Raw genomic sequence first — 13,718 nt, 5'->3', positions numbered from 1 at the left:
GTGGGGCTGGTTCAATGGCGGCGCCCGGGCTGGACGGCCGCCCATGGACCGGGCGCGGCCACGGTGCCGGTCGAACTCGTTTGGGCGTCACCGTGATTGCCCGGTGCGTGGCCGGGGTGGGTGACAGGATCGGCGGCATGAGGAGATTGCTCGGGGGGCCGGTCGTGGTGTTCGCGGCCGCGGTGGTGATGGCCGGGCCCGCGGTCGCGCAGGCGCCGTCGACCGCCACGACGTCGAATCCGGGGTGGTTCACCCAGCCGGTGGCCACGGTGCTCACCGGGGTGCTGGCGGTGGTGGCCGCGACGATCGCGTTCGGGGGTGTGTTGTTGAACCGCCGCCAGACCGAGAAACACTTCACAGGCAAGCAGGAACAGGACCGCGCGCAGTTCGACCGCAAACACGAGCTGGAGCGGATCGAGGGCCTACGCAAGCGCTACACCAGCAGCGCCGAGCAGCTCGCCCACGCCTCGGCCGCGATCCGCCAGGCCGGGGTCTACGCGCTGACCGCGCTTGCCGACGACTGGCACGCGATCGGCGAGGACGAGGAACGCCAGGTCTGCATCGACCTGCTCCAGTGGTACCTGCGTGTGCCCTTCCCGCAACCCATGGAGGGGGAACAGCCGGATCTGTCCGAACGCGAGATCCGCCAGACCATCCTCGCCGTCCTCACCCGCCGCCGACGACGCCCGACCGAGGACCCGAAATCCTGGGCAGAAGTTTCCATCGACTTGCGCCAGATCTCCCTGCCGAACTGCACCCTCGCCCGCCTCGACCTCGCCGACCTGTCCTTGCTCGGCGCGGACCTGACCGACGCGAATCTGGCCAGCGCGAATCTGGCTGGCGCGAAACTGACCGGCGCGAAACTGACCGGCGTGAACTTGAGCGTCGCGGACCTGAGCCGCGCGAAACTGCCTGACGCGAAACTGACCGGCGTGAACCTGAGCCGCGCGAAACTGACCGGCGCGAAACTGACCGGCGCGAACCTGATCGGCGCGAACCTGACCTTCGCGGCACTGACCGGCGGCGCGAACCTGACCGGCGTGAACCTGACCGACGCGAAACTGAGCCGCGCGCACCTGAGCCGCGCGCACCTGATCGGCGCGAACCTGAACGGCGCGAAACTGACCGACGCGAACCTGACCGACGCGAACCTGAACGGCGCGGACCTGAGCCGCGCGAAACTGCTTGACGCGAAACTGACCGGCGCGGACCTGAGCCGCGCGAAACTGCCTGACGCGAACCTGAACGGCGCGGACCTGAGCCGCGCGAAACTGACCGGCGCGAAACTGACCGGCGCGAAACTGAGCCGCGCGAACCTGAACGGCGCGAACCTGAACGGCGCGAACCTGACCGAGGCCAGGCACGACGACGAGACCATATGGCCGCATGGGTTCACCCCTCCGGCGGATGCCGTTCACGGGTCCAGACCCGAACTCTGACCGCCGATAAGACCCGGCTATCGGCGGTTTCGGCGGTCAGCCTCTGCTGACGTACGAACGGTCACCTTCACGCGATGGCGGTAATAGGCCTGATTCAGTGAGGTTCGTTTCCTGCGGAGGTGGACCGCAACCAGCCGAGGACTCTTTGCATTCGTTCGACGTCGACTTCGTACAACGCCGGATGCCGCTCAGCTGACATCCGGTAGATCGCCACGGCCTCCTCGGCCGCGGCGAGGCCTTCCTCACGACGACCCAAATCCCCCAACCGGACCGAGACGTTGTTCAAACTGTCCGCGAGGTCGGGCAGGTAGGCGTCGGGATGGCGTTCGGCCAACACCCGCCGGATCCCCACGGCCTCCTCGGCCGCGGCGAGGCCTTCCTCACGACGACCCAACTCCCCCAAATCGGCCGAGACGTTGTTCAAACTGCTCGCGAGGTCGGGCAGGTAGGCGTCGGGATGGCGTTCGGCCAACACCCGCCGGATCCCCACGGCCTCCTCGGCCGCGGCGAGGCCTTCCTCACGACGACCCAACTCCCCCAAATCGGCCGAGACATTGTTCAAACTGCTCGCGAGATCGGGCAGGTAGGCATCGGGATGACGTTCGGCCAACACCCGCCGGATCCCCACGGCCTCCTCGATCGCGGCGAGGCCTTCCTCACGACGACCCAACTCCCCCAACCCGACCGAGACATTGTTCAAGCTCATCGCGAGATCGGGCAGGTAGGCATCGGGATGACGCTCGGCCAACACCCGGTAGATCTTCACAGCCTCCTCGATCGCGGCGAGGCCTTCCTCACGACGACCCAAATCCCCCAACCGGACCGAGACATTGTTCAAACTGCTCGCGAGGTCGGGCAGGTAGGCATCGGGGTGGCGCTCGGCCAACACCCGCCGGATCCCCACGGCCTCCTCGATCGCGGCGAGGCCTTCCTCACGACGACCCAACTCCCCCAACCGGATCGAGACATTGTTCAAGCTCATCGCGAGGTCGGGCAGGTAGGCATCGGGATGACGCTCGGCCAACACCCGGTAGATCTTCACAGCCTCCTCGATCGCGGCGAGGCCTTCCTCACGACGACCCAACTCCCCCAAATCGGCCGAGACATTGTTCAAACTGCTCGCGAGGTCGGGCAGGTAGGCGTCGGGGTGGCGCTCGGCCAACACCCGGTAGATCTTCACGGCCTCCTCGATCGCGGCGAGGCCTTCCTTACGACGACCCAACTCCCCCAACCGGATCGAGACATTGTTCAAGCTCATCGCGAGGTCGGGCAGGTAGGCATCGGGATGACGCTCGGCCAACACCCGGTAGATCTTCACAGCCTCCTCGATCGCGGCGAGGCCTTCCTCACGACGACCCAAATCCCCCAACCGGACCGAGACATTGTTCAAACTGCTCGCGAGGTCGGGCAGGTAGGCATCGGGGTGGCGCTCGGCCAACACCCGCCGGATCCCCACGGCCTCCTCGATCGCGGCGAGGCCTTCCTCACGACGACCCCACTCCCCCAACCGGATCGAGACATTGTTCAAACTGCTCGCGAGGTCGGGCAGGTAGGCATCGGGGTGGCGCTCGGCCAACACCCGCCGGATCCCCACGGCCTCCTCGATCGCGGCGAGGCCTTCCTCACGACGACCCCACTCCCCCAACCGGATCGAGACATTGTTCAAGCTCATCGCGAGGTCGGGCAGGTAGGCATCGGGGTGGCGCTCGGCCAACACCCGGTAGATCTTCACGGCCTCCTCGATCGCGGCGAGGCCTTCCTCACGACGACCCAACTCCCCCAACCGGATCGAGACATTGTTCAAACTGCTCGCGAGGTCGGGCAGGTAGGCATCGGGATGGCGTTCGGCCAACACCCGGTAGATCTTCACGGCCTCCTCGATCGCGGCGAGGCCTTCCTCACGGCGACCCAAATCCCCCAACCGGACCGAGACATTGTTCAAACTCATCGCGAGATCGGGTTGGTTGTTGGTGTGGCGGTAGTGCTCGGTGAGGGTGTGGGTGAGGGTTGCGGCGGTGGTGGCGAGTACGCGGGTCTGGTCTGGGATGGCGTCGTGGAGGGCGTGGAGGGTGTCGGGTGCGGTGGTGGGGGTGGTGGCGATCTGGTCGAGTGCGGTGATCAGGGGGGTGGGGTTTTCGACGCGGGTGGCGACTCGGACCGCGGCCAGGTGCAGGGTGGGGTGTCGCACGCACCAGGTGGTGAGTGTGTCCGCGGTGGCGGTGAGGGTGGGGTGTGCGGCGGCGCGTGCGCACACGGTCAGCAGTTGCTCGGCTTCGCCTTCGGTGTCGGTGGTGGCGGCGAGGGTTTCGATGACGCAGTCGCGGGTCGGGTGCAGTATCAACCTGCCCACGAGTTGTTCGGCGAGCCGGTCGGGTCCCAGCCCGGCGTAGGCGCGGGCGGTCCGGCCGGGGTAGAGGCTCATCAGCCAGTCCCGGATCCTGGTGTGGATCAGGCGCGGCTGGTCTTCGAGATCCGGGATCCGCGCCAGCACCTGCCCGAGTTCTTCGCTGGTGGTGGCGCCGAGTACGACCGTGGCTGCCAGGATGTCTTTGAGCGTGGCGATTCCGAGGTCGTCGAGGTTGTGGCGGGTGGCGGTGGCGCTCCAGTAGCGGTGTTCGTGCTCGAGGATCCGGTCTTCCAGACTCTGCTGACCCGCCACCACAGGCGTTGTGGTGGGGTGAACGGTGTCGAGCAGGTCCGCCAGGGCGGCCATCTGCACCCCCAGCACCGTCGTGTCGTTCCCGAGATCCCGATACGGGCCGGCCGACACCGTGGCGGCGGCCTGCGCCCACCCCACCCCGCCCAGATCCGGGAGTCGAGCAAGCTCGGCCGCGAACGCGTCCACGGTGTCGCGGTAGGTGCCATGGCGGGATTCGGGGTCGTCGTCGAGCGGGTGCAGGGTGGTGTGGTGGGTGCGGGCGGTGATGTCACCGACCACGTCATTGGTCGCGCCCAGTTGGGTCCACCATTCCCCGACCGTGCGGGCCAGCAGCAGCACCTTCACCGGCCGGTCCCCGACGTGGGCGGCCAGCTCGGTCAACAACACCCCCACCTGCGGCACCCGCGCTTCGGCGTAATCGATCACCACCAGCAGTGGGGTCACGACCTGCCCGAGTACCCGCAGTCTTTCGGCGGTGTCGAACGCGGGATCGAGCCACAACACCGACCAGCGTTCCTTGCTCGCGGCGAGTTCGGTACCGAGCTGGTGAGCCAGGCGAGTCTTGCCCTGCCCACCCGCACCGTGCACCAACCACATATCCACCCCGGGCCCGGACGTCCACGCGCGCAGATCGGTGAGCACGTCGGTGCGGCCGCGGAACTCGACCACCGCGCGTCGCGCGGTCAGCAATGTCGCCGGCGTGCCCGCCACCGTCGCGGCACGGGTCGGGGACTGGTGATCGGCCAACTCCTGCAACTCCACCGGCGCCCACTCCAACCCCGCCGGACCGCAATGGCGTTGGACCACCTCCCGGAATCCGGACCGAGCCAGCAGGACATAGGCGGGCACCACACCGAGCGCGCCGTGGCCGCGGTGATCGAGGTCGGTGGCTACCACCCCGGTCAACAGAGACCCGCAGTAGACCGCCGCCCCGGAGATCCCCTTCCACGGAGACTCCCCGAGCGCGGTGGGGGGATGTTCGCTCAGGTGCAGGATGTGCCGGTGGCCGTAGCCGTCGCCGGGGTTGAGAGTGCCGGTCGGCTGCTCGGCGTCGGCGGCCTTGCCCACCTGCTGGGCGAAATCCGGTAAGCCCCAGGTGCGACACACGATCCCGGGCCGGTGGGTGACGGTGCGACCCCAGATCACCGGCCGCATCCGCGGCGGCTCCCACCCCAGATCGGTGATCTCGACGAGGGCGGCATCGCTCGTACCGTCCCCACGCCCACACCAGGCCACCGAGCCGGTGTACACACCGGGGCGGCCGGGCCGAATCACCGTCACCTCGGTGGCGTGCTCACCGACCACGTGCGCCGAGGTCAGCACCAGCCGGGGCGCGATCAGATACCCCGACCCCGCGCTGCCCGCACCGGTCACACCGACCAGTTGTTCCCATCGCACCCGCCGAACCCCTCCTTCACGCCGCGCGGTTCGCCGCCCAGACCTTCGTGGCTACGGCTCGTAACGCTCGTCGTCGGCGCCCGGCACCCGCTGCTGCTGGTCACTGCCGACCAACACGCCTCCACCACCCGGATTCTTCGGAGTCAGAGTGAGGGTGACGCGTTGGGTGCGGGCGTGCGCGAGTCCCGCTTTGGCTTCGCCGTTGACCACCCACGCCTTGAACCCTGCCTTGACCGACGCGTCACGACGCAACTCGACCTCGAACGACAACTCGATCGGCCCGACCTCGAAATTCAGGCCCGCACCGGCACCCTTGGCCGCCGCGGTCAACAACTCATCACGCAACGCCGCGACCGCGTCCGCCAACTCGATCTCCATGACCACCCCTATCGCCATCAGCAGCGCCGCCGCTACATTCCCGCCCATCCTGCACCCACCACGACAGAACACGAAAAACCGTGCACGAACGCTTGTTTCAAAACGAGCTACCCGCCGCGAGACGGCCGACGCCAGTGTTCGGAAAACGATCGTCTACCGAACACGAACACCGCGCCGAACAGGTGCGGTGTTTCCCCAGGATCACGTGTTCGGAAACCCGTTCGTTTACTGGTAGTGTCGAGGACAGTTTACGAACACGTTTACCGAACATCTGGGAGGGTGGAATGGCGCTCGTCGGTCTCGTACGGGTCAGCACCAGCAAGCAGGAGACCCACCGACAGCACGACGACCTCGACCCGATCTGCGTGAAGGTGTTCGAGGAGAAGATCAGCGGCAGCCTGCGCGTCGCCGACCGGCCCGGCCTGCGCGCCGCCCTGGACTACATGCGCCCCGGCGAAGACATGCTCACCGTCCAGGAAGCCGACCGGCTCGGCCGCAACCTCCTCGAAGGACTGATCGTGCTCAACGATCTGTTCCAGCAGGGCGTCGCGGTGAAGATCCTGGCGGGCATCGCCGCCGGCGAGCACACCGAACGCAGCCTCATCCTCGACCTGGCCCTCGCCCTGGCCGAGGACCGGCGCCGCGACATCGCACGCAAGACCCGCGACGGACTCGACGCCGCCGCACGGCGCGGCCGCCGAGGTGGGCGACCGACCGTCGTCGACGACGACAAACGCCGTGCGATCCTGGCCCGCCGAGCCGAGGGCCAGTCGCTGCGCGAGATCGCCCGCGGCGTCGAGATCAGCCTGGCCGTGGTCCACGGCGTCGTGAAAACCGCCGAACTCAGCGCCGATCCCGCGCCGGGGCGTATTTAGTGGATTCCGAGGTCGGACATTGCCTCACCGACGCCTGCACGGTCCATCAAGATGGTCGACTTCACCGCAGCGTGCCATCATTTGCGCAGGCCGATACCCCGCGACTCGACCACGTAGAGGAACGGACACCAGACGGTGCTGGTCTCCTTGCTGCCAGCCCGTTTCCACGGACCTTCGACGAATTTGTAGAAGGTGGCACCAGGAATCGTGGGATTGAAGCAGGTCGCGTATGCCTGGTACGAGCCGTTGCCGCCAGTACAGATAGCGTTGGCATAGGTGTTGCCTCCGCCCTTGGAGCAACCGGTCGGCGCCGCTGTCGCTGTCCCGGCTCCGACCGTGACCGCGATCATCGCGCTGGCCACCATTCCACCCAGACCCATCATCAACCGGTTCTTGCGCTGCATACCTACTCCTAGGAATCGAGCACTGCCACAGTAAAGTTCGAGACGAGTGAGATCCGATCTCCGTGTGGTGTCCAGTTCGGAGACCTTCGATAGATAGCGGCATCGTTGCCAGACCGGGGATAGTAGCGGTGGAAGAGCACCGAAAGCTAATCGCTGACAACCGGGATGGCCGAAGCCGAGATGCTGATCGCGGACGGCGGGATCGTCGACCCGAGGTCGGGTTCGTCGGCGCGCTGGTTCTTCCTCGCGATTCCAGCAACCTGTGCTGGAATGGAATCGATGAGCACAGCGACGGATACATTGATGGTCCTGGTTGGTCGCGAAAACCTCTGCGAAGAGGACACTTTCACTCTGCCTGATCGTGAAACACACGATCCGCTACCTCGCACGGTCAATACCGGCAGAGGAAAAAGGCACCTGTAGTTATCCCGCCGCACGCGCTCGCTCGGCGCAGGCAGGGCATCGCCGACACGCCGCCGACTATCCACCGCGACCGATCATCGCCGCATCGGTCGGCATCCAGCCGGGACACAGTTCCGAATCACCAGTAGGCCCGCCCCTCACCCCGTGACAGAGCCGCCGCGGGAACACGAGAGGTGTGCCTGTTTGGGGGAAATCGGGCCGCCGAGACATCGGATCGGGGAAATCCTCGTGTCTCGGCGGCCCCACCCATCGACTCCCGCCCGAACCGCCTGGAGCTATGACAACCGAGTTGACCCACTTATCGGCGGTCAGAAATCGAACGAGTGTTCGATCTAAAATCGGGCGGATGAGCGCGAATTCCGACACCACCGGACATGACTGTCCGCACCGATTCGGCCCGTCACCGAACCGCGCGCACCGGTAGTGTCGGTCGCCATGGCCACGCCCGAGATCGAGCAGGCAACCACCTTCACCGCCATCATCGGCACCACGCCGGTCGTGATCCTGCTACCGCGTATGCGCGCCACCCTGGTCGCCGAATCCGGGGCACTGGTCACCGCGGACGCCTGGACCACCGCCCTCCTCGAGCACGGCGCACAGCCGATGCGCGACACCGATTTCCTCGGCGACCCGGCGCCGGGCTGGACGGTCGCCATCGGCCCACGCGTGGCCACGGTGCGGATCAGCGGCCCGGCCGGACTCGGCGAGATCTACGACGGCGAGCTGCACGCCGATCCGACATGGCGGGAACGGGTCGCGGGTCTGCACCACCTCGGCGCGGGCCTGGTCGTCGTCAGCGGCACCGCCGAGCAGCTGACCCCGGACGCCGCACTGGAAATGATGGAAGCCGAACGCGCCGTGTGGATTCGCGCCGCCACCGCGCTGGAGTGAACCACTATCGCGTGTGGTCCTCATTTCCGTGTCGAAAACCGGACATAGCGCAGGTCAGATCAGAATTATCAGCGCGATCCACACCGTCAGGACCAGCGGGATCCACCACCAGCGGAACCGGAATCGTTTGACGGCGGGTGCGGGCCACAGGCCGTCTTCGACCATTTTCTTCTCGATTTGGCGGGTTCGATACTTGGCGTCGCTGAGGGCCATGAGCGACGAGCCCAGCGACGCCGCGCCCGCGGAGGGGCAGTACGGGGTGTAGTGCCACCCGAAAGAGCAGTTGGTGCAGATGTAGCGCTGCTGAGATACCACCACGATTTCCCCCTCGCCGGTCCGGCCGGGCCGGTCGGCGCTGTCGCCGGTCGGGTGGAGCGTATCGGCAGACACTGACCGGCAGGCATGGAACACCGCGCCGCCCGGCGATGTCAGCGCCAGCTGGCGAGCCGAGTCTCCCCGCGCCCGAGCCGAGCCGCCGTACGCGACGCGACCAACCGCCCCGAGCCGCGGTTCTTTTCTTTTGGTCCCTGTCCCCCCACATCATCAGAATTCTTCTGTTGCAGTGGGTTTGGCTGTCCTGCCCTGTCTCCGGTTTCTTGACCACCCTGTCTCACTCTTCACGAGAGAGGGTGGTCAAGGAATCGGAGCCTGCGACGAAGCGAGACAGGGCAGGACAGCCAAACCCACAGGTAGGACCGGGTTTCGGGTCTTGACCAGCGTCTCGAATGGCCTCTTGACCAGGGCCTTTACCAGACTCTTGACCAAGGTCTTGACTCAATTGCCACCCTGGTAAAGACCCTCGTCAAGAGGCTGGTCAAGACCCGATGGGAGGAGATTCGCGGGTTCGCTGCGACAGGCCGCGACATTGATTCTGCCCCCGATATTATTCGGCCGGGAATTAACATGACAGTGCCCGTTGGACCAGCCTGACACTGGTCCAACGGGCACTGTCGTTCATTCGGGCGGCGCGGTTACGGCTCCGTGGCGAGGAAACCCCACTCGGTGAGCGACCCGGTCCAGCCTCCATTCTCGGCGGCGTGAAGGTCGTCGATGTGGACCATGTACGGGGTAAGGAATGCGCCCAAAGGTGTCTCGACCCGGCAGAGCGCGAACAGGGCACCGTCAGCGGGGATCTCGGCGAGTTCGCGTTCACGTTGGGCGTTGACCGCGGTGCAGATGGGGTGTTCGCAGAAGTGGTGGGCGATGTGGTCGAGGGCGACCAGGGTTCCGAGGTGGGTGGTGTGCACGCTGATCAGCAGCCGCGTCGGGTCGGCAGGGTGGGTGAAGGCCATGATCGGCCACAGCCAGTCGATCGGCATATCGGCCTGGTAGGAGCCGCGCGGGTAATGCCCGCTCAACGCGGCCGGGACCACGCTGAGCGTCGTGAACTCCGGGTCGAGCAGGTGATCCAGGATCTCGCGGTGGGCGGTGGTGATGTCGAAGGTCATCGGGTTTCCTCTCTCAGGGTTGTTGTGTGGTTGTCGGGAGTCGAAATAGTGTCGAGGTAACGCCAGCGGATGCGCGTCACCAGCGAATCCGGCGTGCAGCCGGTGTGAGTGCGGCAGAAGAACTCGACGAACCCGGCCGGTGTCATGTCCGGGAACCCCTCCAGGTGCACGTCGTCTTCGGTGATGAGGTCCAGGCGCTCGCGGCGCACATCGAGGACCTCGACGTCGACGATCTTCACCAGCGGATCGCCCTTGCGGCGGCCCATGACCTTGCGGCACAACGTCAACCGTGTCCCCGGCTGTAGAAACAGCCGCCCAGCTCGACGCGTCACGAACTTTCGGCGCTCGCGCACCGCGTCCTCGGTCAGCGAGATCGACATCAACCGCGCCACGATGTCGCCCTCCTGTTCTGCGGGTACTGGCTCCAGATCTCGCCGTCGAGTTCACGCCCGGCCGACTTCGGGGTGCGGCCGCCCCACTGTTTGAAGAAGAACGCCGTCCCGGCGTCGACGCACTGGTCGCGCAGGTCGCGAACCCAGTCCGGGTGGATCGGGCGCGCGTTCGGCCCGGATTCGCCGCCGACGATCACCCAGTCGATTTCCGGCGCCGGACGCCATTCGGCACATTCGCCGCCGCAGGCGCATTCGTTGCGGTCGCCGTCGTCGGGGTGACGGCACGAGCAGCCGTCGGCGCAGCGTCGCATGAACAGGAACCGGTCCAGGTCGACGGGACCGAGGAGCGGTTCCAGCGACAGGAACCGCACCGCGACACCGGGTGTGCTGGTCAGTTCGGTGATGCGGTCGGTGACCGCGCCGTTCTCGACGCTGGTTCCCAACCAGAGGTTCGGTGGGAAGGTGATGCGTCCGGCTTCGGCCAGGCGCCGCGCCCGACCGGGCCTCTTGGTCAGCACCTGGTAGGTGTGCTGAGGGGTTTCGGCGATCACCTCCAGCACGGCCTGGACGAAGTCGACGGGCACCTTGGCGTGGAACAGATCCGACATGGAGTTGACGAACACCATGCGCGGATCCCGCCACCGGCGCGGGATGTCGAGGGCGTCGGAGTGCACGGTGACGCCGAATCCGGGGCCGGAGGTGGCCGGGTGGCCGTCGCGCTGGTATTTGGCCGAGCCCATCGCCTTGAGTCGTTTGGCCATGGTCATCGCGTAGCAGTGGTCGCACCCGGGGCTGATGCGGTCGCATCCGGTGACCGGGTTCCAGGTGACGTCGGTCCATTCGATCGCGGTCATGCCGCCACTGTCCTTTCGATATCTGTGCCGGTGATGGCTTCGACGAGTGCGCAGCCGATGACTTCGGCGGCCGCGGGGGTGACGGCGTTGCCGTAACCGCGGGCTTGGGTGCGTTTGTCTCCGACGGCGCGGAAGTTCGCCGGGAACGCCATTCCGGCGCGGATCTCGGTGGCCTCCAACATGCGGAAGGTGCACTGCCCCAGCAGTTGGGCGGGGTCGATGCCGAGGAGCCCGAATCGGTCGCGGGTGGTCAGGGTGCCCATCGGCTCACTGATCGGGTGCGCGCGCCCGGTGCGGTAGTAGGGCACCAGCAGCTGGCGAGTGTGTTCGGATCCCGGCGGTTGCACCAGCCCGTGATGGAACCCCGATGCGGCGAAGGTGGCCAGGGGTTCGGTCAGCGACCGCGCGGATTTCTTGGAGCCGCCGCCGCGCAGTTCGGCGATGAACGGCGGGATGGCCACGGCCAGTTCTCGGCGTGTGGTCTGGGTCGGCAACGGCATCCCGGCGCTGGAGACCGCGGTCGGTGCCGCGCGCCCGCTGGTCTGCACCACCAGCGGAGGAAGCACCAGCGCGTCGGATTCGCGAGTGGTCCGGGCGGGCATCGGCTCGCCGAGACTCGTCGGTTCGGTGCGCCAGGTGCCCCCGGCCGGGCTCAGCATCGGGGAGCCGCCGAACTTGGCCAGCCCGATCCGGATCCGCTCCAACGTGTTCTCGGCCAGGGGTTCTGACCGGTCGGTGATCTTCGCTCCGGGTGGCAGGTTCCAGTCGATCGCGACGGCGGCGGGGGTGGTGATCGGGTCGACGATCGCGGCCCGGCACGCCTTGGACGGGCAGCGGTAGACGTACTGGCCGTGGCGGATCCCGTAGCGGCCCATGTCGGCGCCGGGCTTCTTCCAGGACTGGAGCGCGTCGACGATCTGCTCGCAGGAACCGCACCACGCTTTCGGGCGCAGCCACTTGTCCCAATCCGGTGTGCGGCCCAACGATTTGAGCCAGTACGCCACATACAGCCGGTCTCGCGATTGCGGCACCGGCAGGCAGGCCCGGGGCAGTACGTGCCCGGAGTTCAACGCGATCACCCGGACGTCGTAACCGCCCGGCGCGGCGTCCTGGATGGCCTTGATCCAGCGTTTCCAGTCGTCCCAGCGTCGGCACTGGATCACGTTCTCCATCGCACCGGCCAGTACCGGTGTCCCCCGCGCGGCCATCGCGCGCAGGTACCGCGGGATCTGTTCGATCAGCGCCCGCGACCGCGAGGCCGCCGGATCCTCGACCCTGCCCAGTTCTTCGTCGAACATCGAGTACTGGTTGGACTGGTCGAAGTAGCGTTTGACGCCCTTGGCGTCGGTCCACTCCGGGCACGCCGGGCTCGCCCAGAACATTTCGGTGTAGGGCAGGGTGGCCAGGTCGATGTCCTCGACATCGCCGGGCGGAAGATGCTCGGTGCCCGGGAAATTCAGGCTGTGGACCTGCACGCATACCGGGTTGTGATTGGCCGCCAGACGGCCCGATACCCCCGGTACCTGCTCCCAGCCCAGCTGGTCACCACCCCATCCGGCGAAGTACACCGTCGACCGCAGGCTCATCGCGCGGCCGCCGGATCCAGGCCCACGTCAGCGGTGCGGGGTGGTGTGAGAAGTGGTGGGGCATTGACGACGGTCATGGCGACTCCAGAAGGACGAACAAACCGAATGAGACTGATGGTCGCAAACACTGATTGCGACCATCATTTACGGTAAGCATCCACCCGGATCATGTCAACAGTGGTCGCATCCACTGGTACCGTGTGTGGTCGTGAGCGAGGAACAGCCCGACCGCGAGGAACGGATCCGTCGAATCGAGCAGGCCCGCCGACGCTACGACGTCGCGACGGCGGCCTACGCCGACGCGCGCACAGAGCTGCTCGCCGAGATCCGTGGCGGATTGACCGAGGGCATCGGCCCCAGCGCGCTGGCGCGGCATTCCGGGTTCACTCGCGAATACGTCGGACGCATCCGCGACGGCAAGGTCAGCGACAACCCCGTCAGTTCGCAGCAGTAGAAGGTCCCGGCTCGGCGCGTGATCACGCCGGGAATCGTCCCCACCGTCGCTCCGCAGGACGCCGATCTCGAATGCATCGAACAACCGACCCGCCGGTCTATTATTCGAACGCATGTGCGATCCGTGGGTGCCGCAGTACTACGTCGAGGGTCGTCGGGTCGAGCCCGGAAGGCTGTACCGGCTGCGCGACGGCGGATGGGCCGAGCCCTCCCCGCGGCGCTGCCCCAACGGGCATCTGCTCGGTGCGGGCCGGGTGCTGGCGGGCACGGTGGCGTGTCCGAGGGTCGGCGGGTTTCATCGCACGCATATCTGCCGGACCTGCGAGGCGGTCATCTACACCCCGGCGCGACTGCCGGAGTGCCGCCACGATCGGATGGTTCCGGCCGAGGTGTGGGAAGCGAATTCGGCTGCGGCGGATGAGGTCTTGGAAGACCCGCCGTCACCCTGACACCACCTACTTCCCTTCTTTCACGCCTTCATTTCCCCCTCTTCTCCCACTCCACACACCCCTCTCACT

At 66.8% G+C, this 13,718-nt stretch carries 14 protein-coding genes; 6 read left to right on the top strand and 8 right to left on the bottom strand.

All coding sequences use genetic code 11. The features are described from left to right. The first annotated feature begins 137 nt into the window (after window positions 1-137). Entirely contained in the window at window positions 138-1,439 is a 1,302-nt protein-coding gene (locus OG225_RS43815) for a pentapeptide repeat-containing protein (protein WP_405183724.1), read from the top strand. Window positions 1,440-1,533: 94 nt separating this feature from the next. Here the strand turns inward: OG225_RS43815 and OG225_RS43810 are convergent, their stop codons facing one another. Beyond that, entirely contained in the window at window positions 1,534-5,496 is a 3,963-nt protein-coding gene (locus tag OG225_RS43810) for a tetratricopeptide repeat protein (protein WP_331764116.1), read from the bottom strand. A 51-nt stretch (window positions 5,497-5,547) separates the two neighbouring features. Next, window positions 5,548-5,922 (bottom strand): trypco2 family protein, encoded by a 375-nt coding sequence (locus tag OG225_RS43805; protein ID WP_331764115.1) that lies wholly within the window; start codon window positions 5,920-5,922, stop codon window positions 5,548-5,550. A 236-nt stretch (window positions 5,923-6,158) separates the two neighbouring features. Here OG225_RS43805 and OG225_RS43800 point away from each other — a divergent pair, with 236 nt between their 5' ends. Further along, window positions 6,159-6,749, top strand: a complete 591-nt coding sequence (locus OG225_RS43800; RefSeq protein ID WP_331764113.1) for a recombinase family protein — start codon at window positions 6,159-6,161, stop codon at window positions 6,747-6,749. A gap of 77 nt (window positions 6,750-6,826) precedes the next feature. Here OG225_RS43800 and OG225_RS43795 read toward each other — a convergent pair whose 3' ends face one another. Next, window positions 6,827-7,153 (bottom strand): hypothetical protein, encoded by a 327-nt coding sequence (locus OG225_RS43795; RefSeq protein WP_331764111.1) that lies wholly within the window; start codon window positions 7,151-7,153, stop codon window positions 6,827-6,829. 165 nt (window positions 7,154-7,318) lie between these two features. Between OG225_RS43795 and OG225_RS43790 the strand changes: the two genes are divergently transcribed. Together OG225_RS43790 and OG225_RS43785 are read left to right on the top strand one after the other, a co-directional pair. Next, on the top strand, window positions 7,319-7,576 hold the full coding sequence (locus OG225_RS43790; protein WP_331764109.1) for a hypothetical protein: 258 nt from the start codon (window positions 7,319-7,321) through the stop codon (window positions 7,574-7,576). A 435-nt stretch (window positions 7,577-8,011) separates the two neighbouring features. After that, window positions 8,012-8,467: a hypothetical protein gene (locus OG225_RS43785; RefSeq protein ID WP_331764107.1), complete on the top strand. Its 456-nt coding sequence runs from the start codon at window positions 8,012-8,014 to the stop codon at window positions 8,465-8,467. A gap of 54 nt (window positions 8,468-8,521) precedes the next feature. Here the strand turns inward: OG225_RS43785 and OG225_RS43780 are convergent, their stop codons facing one another. The 5 genes from OG225_RS43780 to OG225_RS43760 form a co-directional block, all read right to left on the bottom strand. Then, a complete protein-coding gene (locus tag OG225_RS43780; RefSeq protein ID WP_405183723.1) occupies window positions 8,522-8,785 on the bottom strand; it encodes a hypothetical protein in 264 nt (87 codons plus the stop codon). A gap of 653 nt (window positions 8,786-9,438) precedes the next feature. Beyond that, window positions 9,439-9,915, bottom strand: coding sequence for a hypothetical protein (locus OG225_RS43775; protein ID WP_331764103.1), 477 nt, complete (start codon window positions 9,913-9,915; stop codon window positions 9,439-9,441). Next, window positions 9,912-10,307 carry a hypothetical protein gene (locus OG225_RS43770; protein ID WP_405183722.1) on the bottom strand — a complete coding sequence of 132 codons (396 nt, stop codon included), beginning with the start codon at window positions 10,305-10,307 and terminating at the stop codon, window positions 9,912-9,914. Before OG225_RS43770 ends, OG225_RS43775 begins: the two co-directional genes overlap by 4 nt. Further along, the gene (locus OG225_RS43765; protein WP_331764100.1) at window positions 10,295-11,161 is read right to left on the bottom strand and encodes a phage Gp37/Gp68 family protein; all 867 of its coding nucleotides are present in this window, start codon (window positions 11,159-11,161) and stop codon (window positions 10,295-10,297) included. The genes OG225_RS43770 and OG225_RS43765 overlap by 13 nt, the downstream gene beginning before the upstream one ends. Continuing rightward, entirely contained in the window at window positions 11,158-12,747 is a 1,590-nt protein-coding gene (locus OG225_RS43760) for a DNA methyltransferase (protein ID WP_331764098.1), read from the bottom strand. The genes OG225_RS43765 and OG225_RS43760 overlap by 4 nt, the downstream gene beginning before the upstream one ends. Window positions 12,748-12,955: 208 nt before the next feature. On the opposite strand from OG225_RS43760, the gene OG225_RS43755 reads away from it, so the two are divergent. Both OG225_RS43755 and OG225_RS43750 read left to right on the top strand, forming a co-directional pair. Next, entirely contained in the window at window positions 12,956-13,201 is a 246-nt protein-coding gene (locus tag OG225_RS43755; RefSeq protein WP_405183721.1) for a hypothetical protein, read from the top strand. Between the two features lie 112 nt (window positions 13,202-13,313). Beyond that, window positions 13,314-13,649 (top strand): hypothetical protein, encoded by a 336-nt coding sequence (locus OG225_RS43750; RefSeq protein WP_331764094.1) that lies wholly within the window; start codon window positions 13,314-13,316, stop codon window positions 13,647-13,649. The last annotated feature ends 69 nt before the right edge of the window (window positions 13,650-13,718 follow it).

This window comes from Nocardia sp. NBC_01377, assembly GCF_045040005.1.
Classification (GTDB): Bacteria; Actinomycetota; Actinomycetes; order Mycobacteriales; family Mycobacteriaceae; genus Nocardia; species Nocardia noduli.
The sequence above is the reverse complement of the archived record's forward strand: the minus strand, read 5'-3'. Positions and strand labels throughout refer to the sequence as shown.